Annotated in this window: 29 protein-coding genes; 14 read left to right on the top strand and 15 right to left on the bottom strand. The window is 55.9% G+C overall.

Going from position 1 to position 25,229, the window contains the following annotated elements:
* The first annotated feature begins 119 nt into the window (after nucleotides 1–119).
* On the top strand, nucleotides 120–440 hold the full coding sequence (locus BN1936_RS06240) for a type II toxin -antitoxin system TacA 1-like antitoxin (RefSeq protein ID WP_022443748.1): 321 nt from the start codon (nucleotides 120–122) through the stop codon (nucleotides 438–440).
* Nucleotides 441–562: 122 nt separating this feature from the next.
* Here BN1936_RS06240 and BN1936_RS06235 read toward each other — a convergent pair whose 3' ends face one another.
* From BN1936_RS06235 to ahpC, 3 genes are read right to left on the bottom strand one after another with little or no spacing between them, the layout of a single operon-like run.
* Nucleotides 563–1,717, bottom strand: a complete 1,155-nt coding sequence (locus BN1936_RS06235; protein ID WP_198290751.1) for an FAD-dependent oxidoreductase — start codon at nucleotides 1,715–1,717, stop codon at nucleotides 563–565.
* Nucleotides 1,618–2,205: an FAD-dependent oxidoreductase gene (locus BN1936_RS11590; RefSeq protein ID WP_022443746.1), complete on the bottom strand. Its 588-nt coding sequence runs from the start codon at nucleotides 2,203–2,205 to the stop codon at nucleotides 1,618–1,620. Before BN1936_RS11590 ends, BN1936_RS06235 begins: the two co-directional genes overlap by 100 nt.
* Before the next feature lie 15 nt (nucleotides 2,206–2,220).
* The gene (gene ahpC / locus BN1936_RS06230; RefSeq protein WP_049686908.1) at nucleotides 2,221–2,784 is read right to left on the bottom strand and encodes an alkyl hydroperoxide reductase subunit C; all 564 of its coding nucleotides are present in this window, start codon (nucleotides 2,782–2,784) and stop codon (nucleotides 2,221–2,223) included.
* A gap of 548 nt (nucleotides 2,785–3,332) precedes the next feature.
* On the opposite strand from ahpC, the gene BN1936_RS06225 reads away from it, so the two are divergent.
* Together BN1936_RS06225 and BN1936_RS06220 are read left to right on the top strand one after the other, a co-directional pair.
* On the top strand, nucleotides 3,333–4,823 hold the full coding sequence (locus BN1936_RS06225; protein ID WP_049686907.1) for an ATP-binding protein: 1,491 nt from the start codon (nucleotides 3,333–3,335) through the stop codon (nucleotides 4,821–4,823).
* 196 nt (nucleotides 4,824–5,019) lie between these two features.
* Nucleotides 5,020–5,394, top strand: coding sequence for a hypothetical protein (locus tag BN1936_RS06220; RefSeq protein WP_022443743.1), 375 nt, complete (start codon nucleotides 5,020–5,022; stop codon nucleotides 5,392–5,394).
* Between the two features lie 185 nt (nucleotides 5,395–5,579).
* On the opposite strand, the gene BN1936_RS06215 is transcribed toward BN1936_RS06220, so the two are convergent.
* Together BN1936_RS06215 and BN1936_RS06210 are read right to left on the bottom strand one after the other, a co-directional pair.
* Nucleotides 5,580–6,437 carry a sulfurtransferase gene (locus BN1936_RS06215; RefSeq protein WP_049686906.1) on the bottom strand — a complete coding sequence of 286 codons (858 nt, stop codon included), beginning with the start codon at nucleotides 6,435–6,437 and terminating at the stop codon, nucleotides 5,580–5,582.
* Between the two features lie 129 nt (nucleotides 6,438–6,566).
* Nucleotides 6,567–7,226, bottom strand: a complete 660-nt coding sequence (locus tag BN1936_RS06210; RefSeq protein WP_022442923.1) for a dihydrofolate reductase family protein — start codon at nucleotides 7,224–7,226, stop codon at nucleotides 6,567–6,569.
* 372 nt (nucleotides 7,227–7,598) lie between these two features.
* On the opposite strand from BN1936_RS06210, the gene BN1936_RS06205 reads away from it, so the two are divergent.
* Entirely contained in the window at nucleotides 7,599–8,621 is a 1,023-nt protein-coding gene (locus BN1936_RS06205; protein ID WP_022442922.1) for a glycosyltransferase, read from the top strand.
* A 161-nt stretch (nucleotides 8,622–8,782) separates the two neighbouring features.
* On the opposite strand, the gene BN1936_RS06200 is transcribed toward BN1936_RS06205, so the two are convergent.
* From BN1936_RS06200 to BN1936_RS06190, 3 genes are all read right to left on the bottom strand, one after another.
* Complete coding sequence (locus BN1936_RS06200) at nucleotides 8,783–9,418, bottom strand: pyridoxamine 5'-phosphate oxidase family protein (protein WP_022442921.1); 636 nt, start codon at nucleotides 9,416–9,418, stop codon at nucleotides 8,783–8,785.
* Nucleotides 9,419–10,033: 615 nt separating this feature from the next.
* The gene (gene ric / locus BN1936_RS06195) at nucleotides 10,034–10,768 is read right to left on the bottom strand and encodes an iron-sulfur cluster repair di-iron protein (protein ID WP_022442920.1); all 735 of its coding nucleotides are present in this window, start codon (nucleotides 10,766–10,768) and stop codon (nucleotides 10,034–10,036) included.
* Between the two features lie 157 nt (nucleotides 10,769–10,925).
* A complete protein-coding gene (locus BN1936_RS06190; protein ID WP_049686905.1) occupies nucleotides 10,926–11,843 on the bottom strand; it encodes an AraC family transcriptional regulator in 918 nt (305 codons plus the stop codon).
* 266 nt (nucleotides 11,844–12,109) lie between these two features.
* On the opposite strand from BN1936_RS06190, the gene BN1936_RS06185 reads away from it, so the two are divergent.
* On the top strand, nucleotides 12,110–12,661 hold the full coding sequence (locus BN1936_RS06185; RefSeq protein WP_049686904.1) for a methylated-DNA--[protein]-cysteine S-methyltransferase: 552 nt from the start codon (nucleotides 12,110–12,112) through the stop codon (nucleotides 12,659–12,661).
* Between the two features lie 168 nt (nucleotides 12,662–12,829).
* Here the strand turns inward: BN1936_RS06185 and BN1936_RS06180 are convergent, their stop codons facing one another.
* Entirely contained in the window at nucleotides 12,830–13,717 is an 888-nt protein-coding gene (locus BN1936_RS06180; RefSeq protein ID WP_049686903.1) for an AraC family transcriptional regulator, read from the bottom strand.
* A gap of 115 nt (nucleotides 13,718–13,832) precedes the next feature.
* On the opposite strand from BN1936_RS06180, the gene BN1936_RS06175 reads away from it, so the two are divergent.
* Genes BN1936_RS06175 through BN1936_RS06160 form a run of 4 tightly spaced genes read left to right on the top strand, consistent with a single transcriptional unit; the run spans nucleotide 13,833 to nucleotide 16,251 of the window.
* A complete protein-coding gene (locus tag BN1936_RS06175; protein ID WP_049686902.1) occupies nucleotides 13,833–14,546 on the top strand; it encodes a DNA-3-methyladenine glycosylase family protein in 714 nt (237 codons plus the stop codon).
* Between the two features lie 34 nt (nucleotides 14,547–14,580).
* On the top strand, nucleotides 14,581–14,940 hold the full coding sequence (locus BN1936_RS06170; RefSeq protein WP_049686901.1) for an antibiotic biosynthesis monooxygenase family protein: 360 nt from the start codon (nucleotides 14,581–14,583) through the stop codon (nucleotides 14,938–14,940).
* Nucleotides 14,906–15,475 carry a methylated-DNA--[protein]-cysteine S-methyltransferase gene (locus BN1936_RS06165; protein WP_232422073.1) on the top strand — a complete coding sequence of 190 codons (570 nt, stop codon included), beginning with the start codon at nucleotides 14,906–14,908 and terminating at the stop codon, nucleotides 15,473–15,475. Before BN1936_RS06170 ends, BN1936_RS06165 begins: the two co-directional genes overlap by 35 nt.
* Entirely contained in the window at nucleotides 15,472–16,251 is a 780-nt protein-coding gene (locus BN1936_RS06160) for a class I SAM-dependent methyltransferase (RefSeq protein ID WP_022444123.1), read from the top strand. The genes BN1936_RS06165 and BN1936_RS06160 overlap by 4 nt, the downstream gene beginning before the upstream one ends.
* Before the next feature lie 130 nt (nucleotides 16,252–16,381).
* Here BN1936_RS06160 and BN1936_RS06155 read toward each other — a convergent pair whose 3' ends face one another.
* Entirely contained in the window at nucleotides 16,382–17,926 is a 1,545-nt protein-coding gene (locus tag BN1936_RS06155; protein ID WP_022444122.1) for an FAD-dependent oxidoreductase, read from the bottom strand.
* A 3-nt stretch (nucleotides 17,927–17,929) separates the two neighbouring features.
* The gene (locus tag BN1936_RS06150) at nucleotides 17,930–18,286 is read right to left on the bottom strand and encodes a cytochrome c3 family protein (protein ID WP_022444121.1); all 357 of its coding nucleotides are present in this window, start codon (nucleotides 18,284–18,286) and stop codon (nucleotides 17,930–17,932) included.
* A gap of 313 nt (nucleotides 18,287–18,599) precedes the next feature.
* Here BN1936_RS06150 and BN1936_RS06145 point away from each other — a divergent pair, with 313 nt between their 5' ends.
* From BN1936_RS06145 to BN1936_RS11295, 5 genes are read left to right on the top strand one after another with little or no spacing between them, the layout of a single operon-like run.
* On the top strand, nucleotides 18,600–18,785 hold the full coding sequence (locus BN1936_RS06145; RefSeq protein ID WP_022444120.1) for a hypothetical protein: 186 nt from the start codon (nucleotides 18,600–18,602) through the stop codon (nucleotides 18,783–18,785).
* The gene (locus BN1936_RS06140; protein WP_049686899.1) at nucleotides 18,782–20,536 is read left to right on the top strand and encodes a sensor histidine kinase; all 1,755 of its coding nucleotides are present in this window, start codon (nucleotides 18,782–18,784) and stop codon (nucleotides 20,534–20,536) included. Before BN1936_RS06145 ends, BN1936_RS06140 begins: the two co-directional genes overlap by 4 nt.
* Nucleotides 20,529–21,176, top strand: a complete 648-nt coding sequence (locus BN1936_RS06135; RefSeq protein ID WP_022444118.1) for a response regulator transcription factor — start codon at nucleotides 20,529–20,531, stop codon at nucleotides 21,174–21,176. Before BN1936_RS06140 ends, BN1936_RS06135 begins: the two co-directional genes overlap by 8 nt.
* Nucleotides 21,173–22,435, top strand: a complete 1,263-nt coding sequence (locus BN1936_RS06130; protein ID WP_049686898.1) for an FAD-dependent oxidoreductase — start codon at nucleotides 21,173–21,175, stop codon at nucleotides 22,433–22,435. Before BN1936_RS06135 ends, BN1936_RS06130 begins: the two co-directional genes overlap by 4 nt.
* Nucleotides 22,345–22,587: an FAD-binding protein gene (locus BN1936_RS11295; RefSeq protein WP_082164496.1), complete on the top strand. Its 243-nt coding sequence runs from the start codon at nucleotides 22,345–22,347 to the stop codon at nucleotides 22,585–22,587. The genes BN1936_RS06130 and BN1936_RS11295 overlap by 91 nt, the downstream gene beginning before the upstream one ends.
* Nucleotides 22,588–22,692: 105 nt before the next feature.
* On the opposite strand, the gene BN1936_RS06125 is transcribed toward BN1936_RS11295, so the two are convergent.
* The 4 genes from BN1936_RS06125 to BN1936_RS06110 all read right to left on the bottom strand — a co-directional run bounded on the left by BN1936_RS06125 (nucleotide 22,693) and on the right by BN1936_RS06110 (nucleotide 24,780).
* Complete coding sequence (locus tag BN1936_RS06125; protein WP_022442829.1) at nucleotides 22,693–23,037, bottom strand: rhodanese-like domain-containing protein; 345 nt, start codon at nucleotides 23,035–23,037, stop codon at nucleotides 22,693–22,695.
* A gap of 35 nt (nucleotides 23,038–23,072) precedes the next feature.
* A complete protein-coding gene (locus tag BN1936_RS06120; RefSeq protein ID WP_022442828.1) occupies nucleotides 23,073–23,531 on the bottom strand; it encodes a hypothetical protein in 459 nt (152 codons plus the stop codon).
* Nucleotides 23,532–23,842: 311 nt separating this feature from the next.
* Entirely contained in the window at nucleotides 23,843–24,349 is a 507-nt protein-coding gene (locus BN1936_RS06115; RefSeq protein ID WP_157274778.1) for a flavodoxin family protein, read from the bottom strand.
* Between the two features lie 14 nt (nucleotides 24,350–24,363).
* Nucleotides 24,364–24,780, bottom strand: coding sequence for a deoxycytidylate deaminase (locus BN1936_RS06110; protein WP_022442826.1), 417 nt, complete (start codon nucleotides 24,778–24,780; stop codon nucleotides 24,364–24,366).
* Nucleotides 24,781–25,229 lie beyond the last annotated feature (449 nt).

Below are 25,229 nucleotides of genomic sequence, written 5' to 3'. Positions count from 1 at the left end.
ATCACTTTAAGAAAAATTAAAGCTTTGGCAGTAAAATAACAACGCGCACAATAGTACAGACGAAATAACCAAAAAAATCGATTTCCTCTCCGGCGCAACACCTCACATTGGAGAAATCTATGTCTGCAAATGCTTCTGGTGAATTCAATATCTGCCTCAGTTCCGGGGAGCAGCATCTGCTGCAGGATGCCGCTGAAAAGAGCGGCGTATCGCTTGCCGGTTTTATCCGGGTCGCGGCGCTCCGGGAGGCGGAGAAACTCGCGAAGCTCTCCCAAGTGTCTCACGAGGAATCCGTAGTACAGACCCGGAAAGCGTCCGAGAAACTGATCGAGTCACTCGACCACAGCTTCACGCCGAACGAGAAGATGAATGAAGCGATGGATCTCGCGAACCGCATCATTCAGAATTCGGAAAGCTATCAGCAAAAAGCGAACGATTGATTCCGCATCCCTCCAGCACTTCACAGCCGGAGGGATTTTTCATTCCGGGGAAAAGAAAAACCGCCTGCCTTCTGGGTTTACCAGCCCAAAAGACAAGCGGTTCGTGGGGCAAGCTAGAAAGGTTACTTCAGCATGTCGAGGATCCCTTCGCCCCCCTTCTTCCCGAAGTGGACGTCCTTATCGTTCACGATGAGGCACGGAACGCTCATGATGTTCCACTTCTTCTGAAGCTCCGGATAGTGAGCGAGGTCATACACGTCGACCGTCACATTCGGGTTATCGGCCGCGATCCTTTCAGCCGCGGCGACGAGATCCGGACACATCGTGCAGGAGAGCGACACAGCGATCGTGAGCGCTTTCGACGTATCGATCGAGTCGATCCGCTTCTGCAGCGCCTCACCCACGTCCTGCCCCGGACCCGCGACGTTATACATCGCGAGTATGAACGAATTGAATTCGTGACCGCCAGGCACCCCGTGGAAGCGGAGCCCCGCCTCTTCCTTCTTATCGTTCAGAATCGCGATCGTGTGTTCCTTACCCGGAACCGCGTCGACCACTTCGTAGGAGACCTTGTCAGAGAGACTGGCAAGCTCCTTGATCATCTCCGCGTCTTCACGCGAGAGATCCGAGTGATCGTCATAGAGCCTCAGCGTAATCGGATTCGTGAAGCGTCCGAGCACCGGAGCGAGCGCCGCGCGGGTATCCGCGTCGAGGAACGAATTGTCGTCCGCCGCTGGAGCGGCTTCAGGCTTCGGCTCTTCCTTCGGTTCGAGTTTCTTCACGTACGTCCGCTTCAGCTGAAGCTTCCGGTACTGGCTGCCGAGATACTTCTCAAGCGACGTCGCCGCGACCGCGCCATCCGACACCGCGGTCACCACCTGGCGAAGTTCCTTCACGCAGATGTCGCCCGCCGCGTAGACGCCGTCGATATTCGTCTTCTGATTCCGGTCCGCGATCACGTACCCCTGCGGGTTCAGTTCCACCTGGCCTTTGATCAGATCGTTCCCAGGCGTGTAGCCCACGAACACGAAGACGCCGTAGAAGCCATCCGACCCGGATTCGTAAACGGTTTCTTCTCCCGTCTTCCGATCCTTCAGCACCACCCGTCGGACGGCGCTGTCGCCTTCGACCCGAGCGACTTCCGTATTGAAGTGCAGCTCGACCTTCGGATTCTCCTTCAGCTCCTCAACCGCAGCGGAGTTGATCGAGAAGTCGTCACGGCGCACCACCATGATGATTTTCTTTCCGTACTTCGTGAGGAAGAGCCCCTCCTCCACCGAAGCGTAACCTCCACCGAAGCGTAACCGCCGCCGATCACGAAAATCGTGCGGTCCGTAAAGAATTCACCGTCGCAGGTCGCGCAGTAGGCGACACCGTGGCCCCGGAATTCGGATTCGCCGGTAAACCCGGCGAGTCTCGGATGAGCCCCGGCCGCGTACACCACGCCGAGCGTCTTAAAGTCGCCGCGGTTCGTGTGTACGATCTTCCAGTCACCCTCAAGCTCAAGCCCCGTCACTTCAGCCGCGAGGAATTCCGCGCCGAAATTCTGAGCCTGGCGTGTCATGTCAGAGGTGAGCTTCTCCCCGTTCGTCTTCACGATACCGGGATAATTCACGACCTCTGCCGTGATGGTGATCTGACCGCCGATCTTTTCCTTTTCAAGGACAAGAACGCGGAAACGAGCACGTGCCAAATAAATAGCGGCGGAGAGTCCTGCAGGACCTCCGCCGACTACTATAGCATCGTAGGTTTTAATTTCTGCCAAGATGCCATATCCCCATTAAAGCTTGCCGACCAGGTCGAAAGAGGGCTTGAGGGTCTTTTCACCCGGCTGCCACTTGGCCGGGCAGACCTCGTCACCGTGCTCGTGCACGAACTGCGCGGCCTGGACCTTGCGGAAGAGTTCATCCGCGTTGCGGCCGATGTTGCCGGCGCTCACTTCGTAGAGCACCACTTCGCCTTCCGGATTGATCACGAAGGTACCGCGTTCAGCCTGACCCGCGTCCTCAATGAAGACATCGAGTTCCTTCGCGAGACGGCCGGTCGGGTCACCGATCATCGGGTACTGAACCTTGCCGATACGTTCGGAGGATTCGTGCCAGGCCTTGTGAACGAAGTGGGTGTCGCACGACACGGAGTAGATCTCAGCGCCGATCTTCTGGAATTCAGCGTACTTGTTCTGCAGATCCTCGAGTTCGGTCGGGCAGACAAAGGTGAAGTCAGCCGGATAGAAGAAGAGGACGCTCCACTTCCCCTGCAGGTCCTTATCGGTCACATCGATAAACTCACCGTTCTTGTAAGCCTTCAGAGCAAATTCGCCGACTTTCTTTCCATTAAGAGACATGGTTAATTCCTCATATGTTGTTTGACAAATAACCGTCATGAACAGATACGAATGAGAATGACTATTGTTTCGTTGTTGATGGTGAACACTATATCAAGTATTTTTTAACTTTGCAAGACCACGATATTGTCGGAATGTTTTCCGCTGTAATTGGCTTTTATGCAATTTGCGTGATTCTGAAAAAGAGAACTTTAAGGTTCGTTTAAGGGTTGACACAGATCTAAAAAAGTTCTCGTTTTCTGATTAAAAAATCATCATTACTATGACTTTTATCACGGTTACAGTTGGTTAATGGCGGAGGTACTTCTGATGGCTAAAAGGGAAAATCCTGAATCAGGCTGAAGGTGTTTGCGCCCATTCACGCTTCTAAAAGCCTTCAGATGGAGCCCCTATTCGTGAGGGTTATTTAGTTGCGGACACCACTCGAAGGACCGCCAGGACTATACGAATAAGTACACTTAATAGTGTACTTATTGCTTTTACTTGTATAGTTCAGTCTCTTAGTTCAGTACTCTTCCAATGCATTGAAACCTTCCGAGAGAGCCAACATGAACTTTCTCCCTCCCCCTATTCAGAACGCGATTGAAAGAATGCGAGTCCTTGGACCTGACGCGCAGCATTATGAAGTGATCAGTGCCGGCGACGGCCTTCCTGACTCTCTCTTGGAAACCATCTCCGCCTTTGCTAATCGGGATGGAGGAACGCTGATCCTCGGTCTCGACGTCAAAAGTATGGCTGCGGTTCCAGGCTTTGACGCGAAGAAAATTCATGACGCGCTCCTTAGGCTGGGACGCGATCTCACTCCGCCCTGCCGCCTCAATATCGAACGCTATCCGGTTGAAGGCGGCGATATCGTGGTTGCCTCCATTCAGCCTGTCCCATTAAATCAGCGCCCCTGCTACATAACCAAAAAAGGATTGCGGTTCGGTTCATTTATCCGTACCAAAGACGGTAACAAAAGGCTGACAGATTACGAGATCGAGCGTCTGCGGGAATTTTACAAACAACCCGCTTTCGATCGGGAGCCTGTAGAAGAAGCGACCCTGGATGATCTGAATCCAGAGATTCTGGATGCGATCGTTCAGCGGAACCGAGAGATCGCCCCTAGAGTGTTTGGAAAAATGCCAAGAGATGAGGCCCTCGTCAGGCTTGGCGCTTTGGCTCCTGCCGCTGGCGGCAAGTACGTACCAACGCTAGCCGGGCTGCTCGCTGCCGGGATCTTCCCACAGCAATTCTTCCCCCGCCTCAACATCACGTTCACGGTTTACCCCGGAGTAACCAAAGCTCAGGCTGAAGAGCTGCCGGGCCGTTATTCGGTAACTCAGCCCATTAATGGATCGATCCCGGAAATGCTGACAAGCGCCATTGAGCTGTTAAGACAACACATGGGGACGGGAGCACTCATTCAGGGGGCGCTCCGCAGGGAGGTCACAGACTACCCTATTCCTGCCTGCCGCGAAGCCATTGTTAATGCCTTGCAGCACCGGGATTACTCGCCTGACGGAAGAGGCTCTCAGGTACAAATTAATCTATATGCGGACCGGCTGGAGATTCTGAATCCTGGAGGCCTTTATGGTGCCGCTTCCTTCAGCAGTCTCCCACACGGTATCTCCGCAACTCGAAATACCCGCCTGTCACAGCTATTAGAGTTCACCCCCTACAAAGAAGATGACGGCCAGACCAGCTTTGTTATTGAAAACAGAGGCTCCGGTCTTCAGCAAATCAAACAGGAACTGCATGAGGATCTTTTGCCGGAAGCGGATCTGAAAGACTTTGTCTCTGCCTTTCAAATTACATTCTTCAAGCGTCAATTCCCGGAGACCGAGAAGACCGGAAATATATGGAAAAATTTCGACGCCGCTTTGCTGGCTGCTTTGGAAAAGCAGGGCTCCATGTCGGTCAATGAAATCATCGACAGTTCCGGGCTATCCAGAAATACGGTTTCTTCCCATATACGCAGCCTTAAAAACCGGGGATTAATCGAAGGCACTGAACGCCCAAAGAGCCCCCGGCAGCGTTATCGGCTGGTAAAGAAATAATCCCGTTACAGCCGCCATTCTCTCTGGCGGCTCATCTTTTTGCTTGAGGTTAGCCCCGGTTACTTGTATTCTGGGAAACAAGCTTAAGCTGCCGGTTTTCTATAGCACAGGCTCTATGGGTTACGAACCAGGAAGGGATTTCGTTTTCTCTCCACGGGTCATTACCCTTTAAATCTCCAATTAAAGAGAGGATGTCATGCGTACGCTTTTGATTCTCGGTTTAACCGCGGCGACACTGTCATTAACAGGCTGCGGGGGCACTTTTCCCATTCAGCAGCTTCCTCAGCATGAAGTCACTCAGAGTCAGTCCGCGATTCACGACGCGGTGATCAAAGCCGCGAACGAGCGCCGCTTCATGGTGGAGAAGGACACGCCGACCTCAGTCGCCCTCGTCTACCCGCCGACGAACCACGGTAAATACATCCAGTTCCACGCCCGCTATCGGGTAGATATCGGACCGCACTCGTACGAAGTCAAATATATCGACAGCATGGGGCTTGATGTCAGCAAGTGCACACAGCCCGCCTTTGAAGACAAGCTTTGCGGCCAATCAGTGGCAGCTGCTGCTTGACCAGAGCATCGAAAAATACCTGGCCTATAAAGAACCCGCGAAGAAGTAATCCTCTTCATTCCGGATTCAACGTGCCGCCCTATGAAACACGGTTTCGGGGCGGCATTTTTGATTCCGGAGTCCAATAAAAATCCAGATGCCCGTAGGACACCTGGATTTCATTTTCGGTTTATTGCTGGAAGCGTTTATTCCGTCGCGAGCGGGGGCTTAGGATCCGCGATCCACTCAGACCAGCTGCCGATGTAAACGCCAGCGGGCTGAATCCCGACATCTTCCATCGCGAGGTGGTTGCAGCAGGCGGTGACACCGGACCCGCAGTAATTGATGATGGGCTTCCCGGCAGCGGCCTTCAGAACGTCCTCAAACCCGTCCTTCAGTTCACCTTTCCGGAGGAAATATCCATCCGGTCCGATGTTCGCGGCTGACGGGTGATTGAACGCTCCGGGGATATGGCCGCCCTTCGGATCCATCGTTTCGTTCTTCCCGTGGAAGCGGTCGTTTGAGCGGGCGTCAACAAGGAGATACTCCCCGGTTTCGAGGTTCTTCTCGATCTCTTCCTTCGTGAAGACCCGTTCCAGCGGCTCACCGACCTCAAAGTCGCCCTTTTCAGGGGTCGGAATCTCAGCGGTCACAGGAAGCCCCGCGTCGACCCAGGCTTTAAAGCCGCCATTCAGCACACGGATATCCCCGTGGCCGGCCGCGCGGAACGTAAACCAAAGTCGGGACGCGAAATTCGCTTCTCCCCCGTCGTAAAGAATCACGAAGGTGTCCTTCCGGACGCCGAAGTTCCGCATCTTTTCAGCGAATGTCTCAAGATCCGGGAACGGGTGACGGCCGTTCGTCCCGGTCTTCACGCCCGCGACGTCCGTCTCCATATCCGCGAACACCGCGCCCGGGATGTGAGATTCGAGATACGCCTCGCGCCCCTTCTCGGGGTAAACGAGGTTCGATCGCACATCAATGATCACGACGTGGTTCTTGCCGTCCTCGAGCACACCCTTGAGGCACGGCGCGGTAATGAGCGGAAAAGCCGACTGTTTCATGACGCATCCTTTATTCAGAAAAGCTTGAAGTTATATTACCTTTTCCTTTGATTCTGCAGGAGAAAATAATTTCAAGACTGAACAAAAACTGAAGCGCATCAGAGGTTTAACCGTTACCGCCCAGACGCTTTAAACCGTATAGCGGATCCAGACCGACTGATCAGCGACCTTTTCCACGCTCTGCAGCGTGAGCTTATAGGGCACGGTGTGGGATTCTGAGATCCCTTCAAACGCGGTCGGCTGGCTGGAGCGGCCGTCAATTCCGGCCCCATAGACCATGCTCACTTCATCAATCAGACCGGCTTCAAGGAACGAGCCATTGATATGGCCGCCGCCCACCACACCGATCCGCTTGGACCCGAATTCGGTCTCAAGGATCCGCACCGCTTCCTTGAGGTCAATCGACTTCTTCCCGACCGCGATATAGGAGATGCCGTTCTTCTTCAGATAGTCGAGGTACTCGCGCGGGGCGAGTTCAGAAACGAGGCAGAGCCGGTTCTTATCATCCGTTTCCGGCCACACGAGCGTACCGCGGGTATCGGCGATCACTGCCCACTTGTCGGACTCATGCGACTTAAAGAACTCAGGCTTTCCGACAGAAGTCGGATCGATCGGCGTATAGGGGCCGCTCGCGTAGTGATGCAGCGCCGTGACCTTCCCTTCCACCGTCGTATCAATCTTCAGGGCTTCGAGCGCTTCGTAATAGCCTTTCGAACCCAGGTGGCTCGTCATATCGCAGTCAATACGTCCATCAAGCGACGCCATCATGTGGCAGATAACTGTTGCCATGCTGTCTCCTTAAATCCATGCGCCGGGAAACCGCTCCCAGATTGCTTTCCATAACTCTAACAGGAGGACCGCTGGTCTTTTGTCTGAAATTCTCAGAAGTCTGCGAGATTTTTTCGGATTGGGAGGGAAAGGCCTGTCCTCGTTAATGACGTTTCTGAAATTGGATAGTCTGAAAGCTGTTGATTTAATAAGGCAGTTCACAGCTACTCTACCAAGGTAGTCATGCGAGGCCGGCATTCTACCGAAAGAAATAAAAAATGCCAGAGGCTGGAAAACTTGGGATTTTCGGATCCCAAGACATCCTTCCCTTGTTAAAATTCCGAGTCAGAATGCCTCGCCCCCGATGAGGCACCCATTGATACCTGTCCTCTCATGAGCATATCCGCGTCGCAGTTTGCCATCGTCGTTCCGGTCTATAACGTGATCCAGTACCTGCCGGAATTTCTCGATTCACTCGATAAGCAGACTTCAAAAGCTTTCTTCGTGATCGCGGTGGATGACGGGTCAACTGACCGTGGCGGCCTGATTGTCGACCGGTTCTCGGCCGCTCACCCCTGGCTCACCGCGGTGCATCAGCCTAACGCCGGCGTTTCGGCTGCCCGGAACCGGGGGCTTGATATCGTGAGTCAGGTGAAAGGAGTGAAGTACGTGTCGTTTGTGGATCCGGACGATGTACTGAATCCCAACTACGTGGAGTCCTTCACGGAGTCGCTTGAACGCACCGGGGCCGATCTCGCGCTCTGCCCCTATACGGACTTCGACCGGAAGAAAGAAACCCCGAAAGTCCCGAATCTCAAAGAAATCCGCCTCGATCAGGATGCCATCGGGGCGGTGTTTTTTGGCTATGAAGCGACCAAGGACGAAGCGCCCTTCAGTTCCCGCGGACTCCCCACGAAGTGTTTCCGGTATGACCGGATCAAGGATTATCGCTTTGACGCGCGGCTCGGGATCGCGGAGGATCAGGAGTATTTCATCCGGATTCTCCCGTGGCTTAAAACCGCGATCACCGTGCCCCAGTACCTCTACCGCCGGCGGCTCAGAAAGTCCTCCATCACGCATAGCCTCAGGAACGACTCGGCTGGGCTTCCTTTCCTTCGCCGGTTCCTTGAGCGGCCGGATGGGCTCCCGCCCGCCGCGCTCCGGGGGATTGAGCGGACACTGGTCGGCATGTGGTGGGCCGCCGTGCGGTTTGGCTATGGCCGCGGGGACAGCAAGGCGCTCCTCGAAGCGGACGTCTATTACGGCTGGCTCAGGAACTACAAGTTCTCCTCGCCCCTACCCGCACAGGATAAGAAGCGGCTGCTTTTCTACGCGCTCGGGCGCTATATCCTCACGCCGTACCTTCGGTTCCGGGAGCGGGATAAACCGAGGAAAACGAAAGATCTTTTTGACTGAGTGAAGGACGGTTCCGTTCCTGGCTGGGAAATTCAGAATCCGGAACGAGTTCCGAAACCGATATCCAATAAAGACAGTTGCCTTCCGCGTCAGACAACAGAAAAGGGGCGGCTCCGTTTAAAGGAATCGCCCCTTAGCCGTTCAGACGGGACTCTGAAAATTTAGTCAGAGGACTTATTGCCCGGACGCTGCTTACCGAAGTAATGCATGTAGCCGCGGTCCTTGGCCTTGCCTGTGATGTTTTCAGGGGTCATCTCGAAGACATTCATATAAAGAGCGATCTTCTGGGTACGGGCAGCCATGGCCTTATCAATATCGATGCTCGGCGTAAAGCGGGCGAGCAGATAGCGCATGAACTTTTCCTTCTCCTTCGCGTCCGTCACGATGCGAATCGGGCCGCGGGCGATCACGGAAACGTAATCCACCGTGAGATGCGGCTCATTGATGTCCTGCTTCGCGATCCAGCAGAGCGACCCGCGGGGGTTCTGAGTAAGGTTCGCGTTGCGGCGGCCTTCGCCCATTCCGATACCGTGGAAATAAATCTTCCCGTTCAGCATAAACGGGGTCACCGGAACGCCATACGGTTCACCGGTGGCATCCGCGGTCGAGAGAACCGCGTGATCCGTGTGCTCGATGATATAGAGGCATTCTTCTTTGGAAAGCGCGAGTTCCGTATGCTTCATCGGCATATCTTTAGTGGACTTGGGGGCGTCGGCGGCGAAAGCGCCATCAGCAAAAGTGGCAAGTCCGGCAGCGGCACCGAGGGCGATAGCAGAACGGCGGGAAATTTCGGTCATAACAAACTCTCTCCTGTTTTCTCAGGCAACAGCGCCTGCGTGCCGTGAAATATAGAGAAGAAAAACCGCGATTTAACCCAAATCCGGGGTTACTACCATCATGGGTAGTAATACGGATAATTCCCATAAAAGAAAAATAAATTCAATCGATAAGTCTGCTGTTCTTCGAGGCGGGGAGAGAGGAAGAGGACCCGCATCTGCGCGGTTTACTGCCTTCTGAACGGAAAGACAGTCTTCAGCGAAACTTTGGCTCGCGGGAAGCGGACAATCAAAAAACAGAAGCCTGACACGGTTCCCAACGTGCCAGGCTTCTTCTCTTCTCAGAGACAGTCGTTTCACTCCTCTCAATAGGTCTCTGGAACAATCGGCGGGTCGGAGAGTGTGATGCGTAGTTTGCCAACTGCCCCAGAGGGGGAAACCTTTGAGAGGAGTGAAAGAACGGCCCATGAGGACAGTGCTTTCACTTCTATTGATACTTCAGGTGCTGCTTTTTTCCTCGAAACTAAAAAGTGAACAGCCAGAGCGGATCCCTCTTACCGCTCCTCTGCAGATCCATCACCGAAAAACCCGGCTCTGGCCATTCACCCAGGAGAAAGACGTTTACTTCAGAAAGAATCAGCGTTCAACAACGCGGGATTCAATCTCGAGAGCCCTCGGGAAGATGAGGTTGTTCTCAAGATGGATGTGCTCGTGCAGGTCATCCTTGAACTGCTTCAGGAGCGCGTAGGTGAGCTTGAGGCTCCCGCAGGCGTCCGCGGGCGGCGTGTAGTCGTTCGTCAGCTGACGGATCTTTTCCTGACGCTGACCTTCTTCCTCGTGTTCCGCTTCCATGACACCGATCGGAGACTCAACGGAGCCGCAGTGGAAAGCCTGCACGGAGTGGTGGTTCAGGTCACCGTCGCAGAGCTGATAGATGAAGGGGTAAAGCATCATCTCTTCCTTCATCAGGTGGTTCGTCAGATCCACCATGGTCTGCTGGAAGAGAGACTGGATTTCGTGGAGTTCGGGGTGATTCGGGCCGTGCACTTCAACGACCTTGGCAAGCAGATCCAGAATCTTCGGACCCACCTGGCGGATGCCGCGGTGATGCACCTTCAGCACGTAGTCAGAGAGAAGATCGGTCGGCCAGGTATTGAAGTCGTGCGACATCTGGGCCGGAACACCGACCACGGAGTCGAGCTCCTGGGCGACCTTTTCAGGATCAGCGCCAGCCTTGCGGCAGGCTTCGGAGAAGCCGTCAGAGCCGTGACAGCAGAAATCAACGCCGGCGTCGTTCAGCACCTTGGCAAAAGCCGTGCTCTTCGAGGCCACATTTCCGACAGACTGCGATGCATATTCAGGTAACGACATGATTCTCTCTTATTTAATTTAAGTTATATTTCAAATACAGCTTTAATATACCGAAGAACCTCACCCTAAGCAAGATTCCTAAGAATGAGACATTCGTGTCTACGGGTAATCCCGTATCAAATGTCCAAATTCTATAAACCGCCGGGCCGTCTCAAGACTATTCAGACTGAGCCTTCGACGACAGACGATCCCGCTCATTCTGCCGCTTCGCCCGCCGATACGCACTTGGGGACAATCCGGTTTTATTTTTGAAGGACTGCCCGAAGTAGCTCATCTGAGCGAAACCCACGGATTCCGCGATCGCGCCGATCGGGAGATCGGTTTTCGCGAGCAGCTCCCCGCCCCGCTGCAGCCGATATTCGAGAAGATACTGATACGGCGTTTTCTCAAGAGTCTGTCTGAAAACGCGGCCGCATTCGGACTTGCTGATACTCGCACTCCGCGCCAGGTCTTCGAGCGTGATCGGTTCGGAAAAATGAAGCGAAATGTACTGCAGCATCTTCTGCAGCCGCCGGTGCAGCGGACTCACTTTCTGTTTATCGGGGAGCCTGAGATTCCGGACCAGCACGAGCCAAAGCCTCGCGAGCTCTATCAGAACCTCATAGGCATACGTTTCGTCTTTCGCCTGGTCCTCAAGTTTGTAGAGGCTGGTAAGACGCTCGAGCACTTCGCGGTTCCAATCCGTATCAGCTGAAAACCGAATCAGCCGGATGTCCTGATTCTCGGTCACCCGGGTCACCAGATCTTCCGCGGGGCTCCCCGGAAAGAAGGACAGAAACGAGGCCGGGAAAATAAAGCTCCGATAGCGGCAGGTCCCGATCTTTGTGATGCGGTGGATGACCGTCGCGTTGATAAAAATGGCTTCCCCTGCCCCCACTTCCACCTTTTCATCCAGTGTCTGAACCGTGATCCGCCCGTCTGTCACCAGGATGAACTGCAGATCCTCGTGCCAGTGCATCAGGCGAAAACCCGGGTTCGGCGGAAACGGCTTGTCATCAATCGCGTCCACCACGAAATAAGGAAACCGCGTTCCGATATTCAGATTGACGGAATTGACAAAACGGTTCTTATCCATGCGAAAAATTCCAGTTTGGCGATTTATTGATCATTTTCGCTATTTTCCTGATATCAAAACGGGGATTTTGAGAATAAATTGCTACTCAGGAAGTGATACGAATGGAGATGAGGCCGTGCTCCGGCACTGCCCGGCGCTGAAAGCCGGCGGGGCTGGATTCGCAGGGACGCGGGTAACAGTTCAGCGCTGCCTCCGATGGTTCACAGAATAAGACAGCCAGACCCGGCTGTCAGATTCAGAGCGTTATTTTAGCCTCATGATCAGAAATGGTAACTGTAAAGTACTACGACTCCCCGCTTGGGCTAATTTTTCTCGCGGCCGATGACACGGGGCTCATTGGACTCTGGTTTGAAGGACAGAAATATTTCGCCCAGACACTCACCCGGAATTACCAGACTGGCAGCACACCGATTCTGGAATCCGCGGTCCGCTGGCTCAGGGCTTATTTTTCAGGCGAAAAACCGGCTTTCACGCCGCCTCTTCACCTGATCGGAACCGACTGCCAGATCGCGGTTTGGAAGCGCCTGAACTCGATCCCCTACGGAACCTCCGCGACGTACGGCGAGATTGGAAAACGGGTTGCCGCGGCGCGGACCGGCTTTCGCCCTTCTCCGCAGGCGGTGGGCGGCATAGTGAGCCAGAATCCGATTTCAATCATTATTCCGAGCCATCGGGTGGTGCCGGCAAACGGAAGTCTCACGGGGTACGCGGGCGGCGTTATCCACCGGGCCAGACTTCTGATGCTTGAAAAAACCGATATGGGGTCGCTCTTAATCCCGGCTTCGGTTTCCGATCTGCAGCCTCTGGGGGTTGTTTAGTCCATCGCGAATCAGCGGTGGTTTCCTTTCCGCTCGGGTTTCAGAATTACAGCCGCCGCTCTTTTATTAAAGAGAGATTTCTCAGGAAAGGCCGTGTTTACGCCTTGAGCGGCAGACACGGCGGGAATGCCATCAATCGGAGCTGCCTTCAGACATCCGGTAACCCGTCTATTCGTTTTTCTTCCGGTGCGCCCGTCGGTAGGCGCTGGGGGTGAGTCCGGTTCTCTTCCGGAAGCAGTGCCCGAAGTGACTCACCTGGCTGAAACCCACCGTTTCACCAATGGTCCCAATCGGAAGATCGGTTTCCGCGAGAAGCTCAGAAGCTCTCTGCATCCGATACTCCATCAGATACTGGTACGGCGTTCTCTGAAGGCTCACTCTGAAAACCCGTCCGCACTCTGACTTACTGATACTCGCGCTCCGCGCGAGATCCTCAAGCGTAATCGGTTCCGAAAAGTGAACCGCGATGTACTGAAGGATCTTCTGCATTCTCCGGTGAGACGCGCTCACCTTTTCCTTCGCAGGGAGCCTCAGATTCCGGATAAGAACAAGCCAGAGCTCGGAAAGGACGGACAGTACTTCATAGGGGTAGGTTTCGTCTTTGGCCTGATCTTCAAGGGATGAAAGACGAAAGAGGAGCGAAAGCACGCCGCGATTCCACTCCGTGTCCGGTGAAAAGCGGATCAGATGGATATCCGGATTTTCGGTCACCCGGGTCACGAGGCTTTCCGCGGGGCTTCCCGGGAAGAATGTGAGAAACGCGGCCGGAAAGATGAAACTCCGATAGCGGCAGGTCCCGATTTTCCGCACATAGTGGATGACATCCGCGTTGATAAAGACGCCCTCCCCTGCTCCAATCTCCACCGTTTCATCGAGTGTCTGAACCGCGCCCCGGCCATCTGTCACCGCGATGAACTGCAGGTCCTCATGCCAATGCATCACCTGAAAGCCAGGATTCCGGGGCGACGACTGATCGTCGACCACATTCAGCACCAGATACGGAAACCGGCTCCCGGCATTCAGATTGACGGAATTGATATAGCGGTCTTTTTCCATGCCGAAAATTTCATGATGACGATATTGTGATGATTTTCGCTCGCAATGTGATATCCGGACAAGGATTTCAATAATAAATTGATACTCAGAATGGGTACTGAGTGGGGACCGGATTGTGTTTTTTCGCTATGGCGCGAGAGAAACCGATTATCTGAAAGCGCGGGACGCGCGGCTGGGAAGTCTGATCGATCGGCTTGGGCACATCAACCGTGAGACAGACCCCGACCTTTTTTCATCCGTCATCCGCCACATCATCGGGCAGCAGATTTCGTCCAAAGCTCAGAAAACGATCTGGAATCGGATGCTCGACGCTTTCGGCAGCGTGACGCCTGACGTAATCGCGGCGGCTGGAATTCCCCGGCTGCAGTCTTTCGGCATGACTTTCCGGAAGGCGGACTATATCGCCGCTTTTGCTTCAGACGTTCTTAGCGGCAAAGTGGATCTCGGCGCGATCGAACGAATGACGGATGAAGACGCCATCCGGACGCTCACCGGAATCCGGGGAATCGGAACCTGGACCGCGGAGATGATTCTCCTATTTTCCCTCGGCCGGCCGGACATTCTGAGTTTCGGCGATCTCGCGATTCAGCGGGGGCTCCGCATGGTCTATCACCACAAAGCGATCACGCCGGCGCTCTTTCGGAAGTACCAGCGGCGTTTCAGCCCGTACGGCAGTGTCGCGAGTCTCTACCTCTGGGCCGCCGCGGCGGGCGCGGTGCCTGAGCTTCGGGATTACGCGCCTGTGCCGGTGAAAAAAGGAAAACCCGGAAGAAAAAAGAAAGCCCTCCCGAAATCCCAATCCGAATCCGGCCGCTCAGCCCATACCTGAAACCTATATCAAAACCACAAAGGAGAAAACCGCCATGCCGAACATCATTGTCCTTTTTGAACTGAAGCCGACCCCTGAAGGCCGGGCACGGTACCTCGAACTCGCCGCGATGCTGAAGCCTCTCCTCTCGGGGTTTGAGGGCTTTATCCGCGCAGAGCGTTTTGAGAGCCTCGCGGATCACTCAAAACTCCTCTCGATGAATGTCTGGACTGACGAAGCCGCGGTCAGCCGCTGGAGAAACACGCTGAAGCACCGGCTCGCGCAGAGAGAAGGACGCGACAAACTGATTGAAAGCTACCGGGTCACGGTCTGCGCCGAACTCCGCTCTTATACAGAAAAGGATCGGAGCGAAGCGCCGGATGACTCAAACCGATATTTCACCGATGGGAACTGAAATGGTCACCGTGAAGCACTATGAGTCGCCGCTCGGGGAGATTCTGCTCGCTGCAGATGAGACCGGGCTCACCGGTCTCTGGTTTGAGGGGCAGAAGTATTTCGCGCGGACGCTCCCCAAAACTTACAGGACCGGGGGTTCACCGATTCTGGACTCTGCCTCGAAGTGGCTCAGCATTTACTTTTCAGGGGGCTTTCCCTCCTTCACGCCCCCGCTTCACCTGATCGGGACCGAGTTTCAGACCACGGTCTGGAACCATCTGCTCTCGATTCCTTACGGCACCACCGTGACATACAGCGCGATCGGGAAGCGGATCGCCGCGTCCCGCGGCGGCACCCGGTTTTCAGCTCAGGCGGTCGGGGGCGCGGTGGGTCATAACCCGATATCAATCATCATTCCCTGCCACCGCGTGGTCGCCGCGAACGGCAGTCTCACCGGGTATGCCGGCGGAATCCTCCGGAAGGTGAAACTTCTCACGCTTGAAAAAGCCGATATGCATTCTCTCTTTATTCCAAAAACGGGCACAGCCCTATGACACCTGAAAATCTCAGTCTTATCAATGAATCGTTCTCGATCCAGGCGAAGAACTTCGATAGTCCGACGCTGCAGTTCTCCAAAGCGGACTATCTGAACCACGTGCTCGACACCGTGAGGCCGGAGAAAAGTGATCTCGTGCTCGAAGTCGCGGCCGGCACCGCGGCCTGCGGCCGGACTTTTTCCCCGGCGGTCCAGACCGTGGTCTGTCTCGACGCCACACTCCCGATGCTTGAAGCCGGAAAAGCCGCGGCGGAGCAATCAGGACTCACGAATCTGATATTTGAGAAGGGGGTCGCTGAAGACCTCCCTTTCCTTTCCGGGAGTTTCGACCTCGTGATGTCCCGGCTCGCCTTTCATCACTTCTCGGCTCCGGTGAAGACGTTTGAGGAAATGGTCCGGGTTCTGAAACCTAACGGGCGGCTCGTCATGATCGATATGGAGGCGACTCCGGAACCGGATCGCGCGACCCGGGACGCGATCGAAAAGATGCGTGATCCGTCGCACGTCAGCAATCTGACAAAGGACGACATGGAGATGCTTTTTGAGTCTGAGGGACTCTCGATTGAACACTCAGACACCGTACCGATTGAGCAGCATCTCGAGTCCTGGATGGGCCTCACGAGGACGCCGCCCGAAACCGCAAAGGTGATCCGGGATCGGATGGTGTCGGAGCTCTCGGGCGGCCCGAAGACCGGTTTCGCCCCTTACCGGAAAGAAGGTGAAATCTGTTTCGAGCAGCGCTGGGTGCTCACGATCGGGCGGAAACCCGCATAATCCGGATAAAATAAGGGATCCGGCTACGCTAAACCCGGATCCCAAACTGACTTATAACCTGAACTGCTTTTTCACCAGAACCGCGGGGGACCGGAGGAGAGATCGTCCGGTTCCCCGACTTTTACTTATCTCAGACGTCCTTCCGTCCCATGGCGATCTGGCCCGCCATGTAACCCGACGTATGAGCGAAACCGCAGGCGTTGCCGCCGCAGTAGAACGCGCCGTGGACACCAGCCACCGTTTCGCCGGCAGCATACAGCCCCTTCACGGGCTTCAGATCCCAGCCGAGCACCTGGAGGTGATCCGTCACGCGGAAGCCGCCGCAGGAGAGGTTGTTCCACGGATACATCTTGATGCCGTAGAACGGACCCGCGAGGTCAATCTTCACCTTCTGGTCATGACGCCCGTACTGGGTGTCGTTCTTCGTGTCAACGGCCTTATTCCACATCTCGATCTGATCCTGCAGGCCCTTGAGGTCCACGCCCGAGATCTTGCAGAACTCTTCAAGCGTGTTCGCGCGGAAGAGGTTCTTCCCAAGCTTGAACTCTTCCTCGGTGCGCTCGTCGTTCCAGGACGGAAGGCCGATCAGAGCGCCGATCTTATACTTCGCGCGGGTCGCGTCATAGATCTTCTTATCCATGAAGACGATGTGGTAGCCGCCCGGGTTGCTCGCGAGGTACGGCGTGATGTGGCAGATGCCTTCGTTTTCAGAGACGAAGCGCTTGCCGTTCTTATTAATCAGAATGCCGCCCGCCTGCGTGAAGTACCAGAAGCGGCAGTACGGTCCGCGGCGGCCGCCTGTCACAATGCCGCAGGGGTAGGACGCGATGTACTGCATGTGGGAGATCGGCGTTCCGACATCACGCACGGCGATACGCATCGCGGTGCCGTCGTTCGCGGGGCAGCCAATCGAGACGCCTTTGCCAGCCACTGACGGAACCCAGAAGTCGAGAGACTCAGGGGTGCCGGTGATGCCGCCGGTCGCCATGATGACGCCCTTAAGCGCGCGGACGTTGTACTTCTTACCCGTATCGAGATTCGTCGCCTCAATACCGAGGACTTCATTCTTCTTCGGGTCGAAATAGATCTTCGTAAGCGGCGTGCCTTCGTAGATCTTGATCTTGCGGTCCGCGATCTGCTTCGTCAGCACGTCGATGTAGTCTTTGCCCTGATAGCTGTCCTGACGAACGGCGCGGAGATTGCTGTGGCCCGGATACTTTTCAAGGTGATGCTTTGCGAGACCGTGGTTCTCGAGCCAGTCAAAGGCTTCGCCGGAATGCTTCGCGAAGAGTTCCACCGGTTCTTTCAGCGACATATAGCCGCCGTAATCCATGATGTCGTGCGCGAATTCCTGCCAGGAGTCCTTCGCGTGCTCACGCTTCTGGATCGCGGAGCCGTAGGCGGTGAAAAGGCCGCCGCACATGCGGGTCGCGGAGTGGTAGGGGCTGTAGGACTTATCGAAAACGACGACCTTCCCCTTCTTGTCATAGACCTGGCAGGCAGCCATGAGGCCAGCGCCGCCGGCACCAAGGACGACCACGTCAACGGTCTGATCCCAATGCTTCGGAGCGGCAGTGGATTGCGAAGACGCGGCAAGCGCGGGGGCGGCTGCGGAGGCAGCGCCGGCAGCGGCAGCGGTCTTCAGGAAATTACGGCGGGTCAGAATAGAAGACATGGTTTACTCTCCCTTGAACTTACGATCGGGAATCGCGTGGCAATCGCGGCAGATGTAGTGGCTCGTGGCGTGCATCGAATGGCACTGCGTGCACTCAATGCGGCCCATATGAGAGTCATGCGGGTTGAACTTTTCGCCCGGCTTCGCGGTCTTCTTCGCGAGAGCTTCGTAAGAACCGTGGCACTTGAGGCAGGTCTTCTGCGACGGGGCGGCCTTCTGGGTCTGCCCGGCGTGGCAGGTTTCGCACTTCATGCCGGCGTGGGATCCGTGGATCGTCACGCCCTGAGCGAAAGCGGACGGGGCCGCGAGGAGCATGGCTCCGATCGCCGCGGCAAGCGCTGCTTTGAACCTTATCTGCATATCCGTTGTCCTTTAAATCGGCTTTCGGATTCTGGGGAGTACTGCTGAGACTTTCTCTCTCCGTCTGAAAGCGGGTATCTTTGAAAACTGCTGACTCTGTTGTTTTTCACAGAGTTCTTGTTTTTGAAGAGGTACTTAGAAGGTTTCTGCGACACCCTTCACACCTCTTAAGCTTCACTTAAGCTTAGGTACAAGGTTATAGATGGTGACAAAAATTGACTACCTAAAAAAGTAGGTGGGTAGCCGGCACGGTCCTTCTATAGAATGACCTCATACAAAAAACCACAATTCCCCCCTCTCATCCCGGCACGCCATGCTTCAGAAGTCCGCTCTCATTGCCGCGCTTGTCTCCGCCCTATGTCTCACAGGGCCCGCAGAGGCACTCGGCCCGCAGTTTGACTCAGCGGCGACCCGGACCGTGCCCGCGAGTTACTCGGCTAAAAACCCGTCGCTCGACGCGGATCCGAATGAGGGGCGAAAGAAGTCACGATCGGCGTGATCAACGTAAATGAACCGGGGTACCGGCCGGAATTTATTTCGCCGACCCTGATCCAGCTCTCGCGCGCCCTTCCCGGATACCACTTCCGGGTACTTGAGATCCCGGCCTACCAATCGGCCTCCGTCATTGCCGGGCACCGCCCGGACTTTGTGATTGGCCCGTCCGACATCTTCTATACGCTCACGAATTCCCTCGGAGCTCAGGCGCTCGCGACCCGGAAAACCATCTGGGCGAAGGATGGCGGGTATTCGGTGGGATCCGCGGTTGTCGTGCGGTCTGACCGCAAGGATCTCGACTCAATCCAGGACCTGAAGGGGAAGTCGGTTGCCGCGTCTCTCCCGGATTCGCTTGGCGGGTGGCTCGCGCTCGCGGGGTATTTAAAGCAGGCAGGCTATGATCCAAAGAGTTTCTTCAGCCGCGTGAGTTACCGGACGTTTGAGTATCCGGATGTGATGGAAAACGTGTTGGATGGGAAAACCGACGCCGGGGTCCTTACCGCGTGTGAACTCGAAGCCGCCGAAAAGGCGGGACTGATCGAAACGGGAGTGCTCCGCGTCGTCTCCCCTCACGCGGATAGTCTCCTTCAGTGCCGGCACACGACGGCGCTTTACCCGGATAACGTCTTCGGAGCGCTGAATTTCACGCGTCCGGATCTCGTTAAAGCGGTGTCCGTTGCTCTCCTTACGATGCCGGATCAGCGGTCATTCTCCTGGCAGGTCGCGGGGCAGCTGAACACCGTGGGCGATCTCTATAAGACGCTCGGGATGGGGCCGTTCGCGCCGAAACCCTTGACGTTCAAGGACGTTCTCATCAAGTACCGCTGGATCTTCGCCGGTGTCGCGCTGCTTATCTTCATCCTCGTGATGAACGAGATGCGGCTCCGCACCCTGGTGCGGAAGCGGACGAGTGACCTCTCGGCCGCGTTAACCGAAAACGAGCGGCTTTCTGAAAACGAGCGTGAGGCGCGGACAAAGCTCTCGGTGCTCGAGCGGAACTCTCTCGTTTCTCACCTCTCCAGCATGATCGCGCATGAGCTGAAGCAGCCGCTCGCGACGATCACGAATTACTGCGAGGTGATGAGTCTGACGCTAGAAGACCTCTCGCCCTCGAACCCGACGCTTGAAAAAGCGACAGACGCCGTGAACCGCGAGGCGCACCGGATGACGGATATCGTGGACCGGGTGCGCGGGTACGCGCGGGAAAAGAAGTCCGCGCATAAGCCCGTGGATCTCGCGTCCGTCATCACTGCGGCGGTCGAAAATTTCCGTCACTATGAGGAATACCGGAAGTATTCGCCGGAGCTCCTCATATCCGCGGTCCCGGGCGCGGTGATTTCGGGGGACCCTCTGGAACTCGAGATCCTTCTCATTAACCTCCTCAAAAACGCGGCGCGGGCGATGAAATCGGAAACCCGCCGGCCGCTTCAGGCCTCGGTCCGGACGGTCGATCAGTACGTGTTTCTCACGGTTGAAGACGCGGGCCCGAAATTGGATGACAAAAACTTCAGGCGGCTTACCGAAGCGAGTGACTCGACCGACCCCGCGGGTCTTGGTCTCGGACTCGGCATTGTCCGCGGAATCGCGGACGCCCACGGCGCTCTGATGACCGTGAAGCACGCGGAGCCGCATGGCGTTATCTTTGAATTCCGTTTTGACCGGGTGAACGAATCACCGAAACCGGATCCGGCGCTCGACCCCGAGTCGAACCCCAACCCCTCTTCAGAACCCTCTACAGGTGCAGCCGATGAGTGAAACTCCTCTTATCCGAATCGTGGACGATGATCCTGAACTTCTCGCGTCGCAGAAGATGCTGCTCGAGACGCTCGGGTGGGAAGTGATTACGTATGCGAGCGGCGTTGAGTTTCTGAAGCATGATGAACTGAAACGCCCGGGCTGCGTCGTGCTTGATATGCGGATGCCGGGAATGACCGAGCTCGAAGTCCAGGAGGAGCTCGAGAACCGGGGTGTCACCCACCTCTCGATCATCTTCCTTACCGCTCACGGCGAAGTGGACGCCGCGGTGCACGCGATGCGGCACGGCGCGGCGGACTTTATCCAGAAGCCGGCGGAGCCCCACAAAATGCTGGAACGTGTCGCGGCGGCGGTGACGGCCTCTGTCGAACTCGACGTCCGGGAGCATGAGGTGAACCGATTGAAAAGCCTGGTCGGGAAACTCTCACCGCGCGAAAACGATGTCGCCCGCTGCATTGCCAGAGGTCTGAGAAACAAGGAAATCGCGCGGGAACTCGGGATCGAAGAGACGACCGTCAAAATGCACCGGCAGAACGCTTTGATCAAACTTGACGCCCGATCGAGCGCCGAACTCGTCCGGATTTTCACGATTCTGGATTATGAAACCGGCGATGACCCGGGGAGCGAGGCCGCCCTATGAAACGCCGGAATCTTCTCGGGCTCCTCTCCGTGATCCCGTTCGCGGGACCGGCGCTTTCGTCGACCGCGGAACCAGCTGACGAGTGGGAGTCGGATGTCTGCGTGATCGGAGCGGGACTCGCGGGGCTTACCGCCGCGATCGCGGCGAAAACCGCGGGGGCAGCCAACGTTTGCGTGCTCGAGAAAGAATCGCTCCTTGAAGGCCACTCGACGATTTCGACCGGATACTTCAGCGCGGTGCGCCATATGCCGGGGCACGACGCGGAGTACCGCGCGGCAGTCGACTCCATGATCGCCGATATGGAAAAAACCGGAAAAGGGCTCGGGAACCCGGAGTTGATCCGGATTCTCGCCGAGAATTCCGGCGCGGCCTACGACTGGATGACAAGCCTCGGCGTCACCTGGCTCCCGGATCCGTATGAAGCGCTCGGCGGCCTCGTCCCCCGAAGCTACCTCACGAGTATCGTGAACGGGGGCTACGACTACATCTTCGCCGTGAACCGGAAGCTCCGCGAAATGCGGATACCGCTTTATTTCGGAGCCGAAGTCACCCGGGTAACGCCGACGGACGCCGGGTACGTGGTTTCAGGATCGCGGCTCAAAAAGAAATTTATCGTTCACGCGAAAACCGTGATTCTCGCGACAGGCGGCTATACGGCAAACGTGGAACTACGGTCCAAGTACGACCCGAGATTGACCCGCGAAATCACCTCGACCGCGAATCCCTATGGGGATGGGCTCGACACCGCGACAGGGGACGGAATTCTCTTTGGCGAAGCGCTCGGGGCGGAGCTCCTCGACATGGATAAGATCCTCACGATTCCGTTTTCCGGCGGCCGCCTCACGAACTACGTCGGGGCGGATGTGTATCTCGATGAACAGGGGCACCGGTTCGTGAACGAGCAGGCTCCGATGGAAACCATTTCTCAGGCGGTGTGGAAACTCCCGAATCACCGCTTCTGGGTGGTGACCGACGCCGCCTCCGCGAAAGGCGCGAGCCGGAGCGTGAAACTCTTACGCGGGATCGTAAAAACCGCGGACACGCTGGAAGACGTCGCTGTGGGTATGCGGGTGAATCCGAAAGAATTCCCGCAGACGATGGACCGCTATAACAGCTACGCCCGGGCGCACCGGACCCGGAGTTTGGGCGAACGCTCTTCACGCAGGAAATCAAGAAGCCGCCGTTTTATTACGGGCTTGAGCGGCCGTTTGTTCATTTCTGCAACGGCGGTCTCAAGATCGACACCCGATCCCGTGTGATCAAAACAGACGGCAGCCCGATCCCCGGGCTCTACGCAGCGGGCGAGGTAACCGGCGGGATCCACGGCGCGGGGCGTCTTGGCGGCTGCTCGCTCCCCGACTGCGTGGTGTTTGGGCGGATCGCGGGAGAAAGCGCGGCAAAAGCCTTGTAACCTGGGGCGGGTTCTCCCCTTTTCCCTTACATCAGGCAAAACAAAAGGCTGACACGGCAAAAAGCCGGTCAGCCTTTTTGGCTGTCTCGAGCGAAGCAAGACAGATTACTTATTGCGCGCCCAGTCGTTATAGGCGTCAAACGGCGGGACACCTGCGATATAGCTCACTTCAGGAATATCAGGACGCAGCGCCTTCAGTTTCTGGTACCAGTCCACCACCATGTGACCGCGGCGGCAGTGCATGATGACGGGGCGGCCCGCCGGAAGCTCTTTGATCTTCTCAATCGACGCGTCATCCCCAATATCTTCCGTCGGAATGTTCACCGCGCCGTCAAAGTGGTTCCGATCCCAGAAACCGCGTCCCGCGACATTCACGATCACGAGATCCGGGGTCTTCTCCATATAGTCCAGAGCCTGTTCGGGCGGCAGTCCGCCGAGATCCTTCTGCATGTGGGTATTTCCTTTGTGTTGCTGGGTGTTATGGGTTACTTTCCGGCGGCTTTGGAAGCCGGAGCGGAGGAGTACGAGTCAGAGAACGTATTCTTCACTGCGGTCGCGCCGTTCTTGATCGCGTGACCGGTGGTCTTCGCGCCCTTCGCGATTCCGTGACCGACGGTAGAGGCCGCGCCTCCGACCTTCTCAGCGCCCTTCTTCACGGCGTGACCAGTGCCCTTCGCGGCGTCGCGGAAGAAGTGTCCGGTGTCCTTCGCCGCGTCACGGAAGAAGTGACCGGTTTCCGTCGCGGCGTCTTTTGCCATATGGCCGACGTCCGTCGCCCCTTCCTTGATGTCCTGACCGATCGACGTGGACTTCGCCGGTGCGGAAGCCGTTTCGTTCGCGATCGAGGTGGAATTGCCTTCAGTTGAGTCCGCCGCGAAGGCGGCAGTGGTCATTCCAAGTGAAAGAGCCAGAACCGCGGCCGCAGTCAAAACGCGTTTCGTCATCTCAAAGCCTCCAAGAAACCTGAATGAGTGTGATTCTTATGAGTCTAGCTGAACGAAACCGAATTGATGAGATGGACTTTCCCGTATACGAAAAGCCCATAAAAAGACCGCGGATGCAGGGAGCAGCCGCGGTGTAAAGGAAATTACCATCTAGCCACAGATTAAGTCTGTGGCATAACCACTAAAGCCGATCAATAGGAATTGAGCTATCGGTTTACTGGAATGTACTGAGAGTTAACTGATCTAAAGCTAACTATCGATGATTTATGTGTTTTTAAAAAACATCCAAACCGGGGTCAGTTTCATTTCGGTTAACTTCTGGTTAACTGCCCGAGAGCCCATGCCTGGGCGTCATTCAGGTCCGCTTCGTCCGGATGAGTCGCGGCGGCCGCGATCCGCGCGCGCCTCTCAGGCGTCATCGGGAAACGCGCTTTTGACTTTTCGACGAGCGCGGGATCGATTTTCCCCTGCCAAAGCCTGAAATCCCGGAAGGGAACATTCGCGGCCGTGAGCTCTTCCCTCACCCGATTCTCATACGTGACCGAGTACCCGACCCCGGGCACACCGCCAAGGGTCCCGAAAAGGATGAAGGGGTAACCGGGGTGAGATTTCAGATACGTGTCCGCACCGTCACTCGCGTGCCCCTTGTCGCACCAGAAGCCTACAAACACCCGGTCGAACCCCTCAGGGGCCGGAGCGTCTGTGATCGGGAGCAGAACGGAACCCGGTATCACCGCCGCGATCGCTTCCGCGACCCGCTTGGTGTTTCCCGTGACGGACTCATAGGTGACGAGCACCCGGCGCGGTTTAACGTCCATAGCGCTCATCACGCTCAGAGCTGCTCCACGTGGATACCAGCCTTCTTCAGGAACTGAATGCCGGCGTCATCCCGATAGAGCTCGTGGTAATAGACCGCGATAATGCCGCACTTCTGAATGAGGAGCGAGCAGTGGATGCAGGGGGAATGCGTGATATAGATGCTCGCGCCGTGAGACGAGTAGCCGTTGTAGGCGAGCTTCGCGATGGCGTTCAGTTCCGCGTGCTGGACTTCCTTACGGGTCACGAGCTTCCCGTCGATCTCTTCCTCGCAGCAGTTGTCATAGCCGGTGGGCATGCCGTTCCAGCCAAACGAAATAATGGAGTTGTTCTTCACGATGACGCAGCCCACCTGGAGGCGCTTCGCGTAGCTGCGGCCGGCCGCGATCTGCGCGATCTGCATATACATCGCGTTGTCTTTCTTGATATCCATTTAAATCTCTCTTCTGTTCCTCACGGGGATGGTGAGGAGACGCGCGTCACTGCGCGCTTAAATCAATCATTTAAGGGGTGAATTCTAAGAGATTTTTTCAGAAACCTGAGATCAGACTGCCGTTACGCTATTGCTTTTTTCTTTCTGACGGGAAAAAGGACGGCGACGTTCTGATGCGAACCGATGGAACGGGGTCACGGCTGAGGCGAAGGACCCCGCGAATTATGACGGTAAGAAAAGGCGATCCGTGTATCCACAAAAAAGGAAAGGCTGTGCCCTGAAGACCGGAATAACCGCCGCATCTTGTGCATGAACTCTGGTTATGAGACAGTCATTGCAAAATGCGGCTATAGATTGATTTTCCGACATAACCAAACTATTTTTAAAAAGTTATAGTAACTTTTTTAGTTAGCATTTTTCCAATTCTTCAGATAGAATTTCTCCAGGTT

The sequence above is a fragment of the Dakarella massiliensis genome, assembly GCF_001182045.1.
In the GTDB taxonomy this organism is placed as follows: Bacteria; Pseudomonadota; Gammaproteobacteria; order Burkholderiales; family Burkholderiaceae_F; genus Mesosutterella; species Mesosutterella massiliensis.
This window is presented reverse-complemented; position numbering and strand designations above follow the sequence as displayed.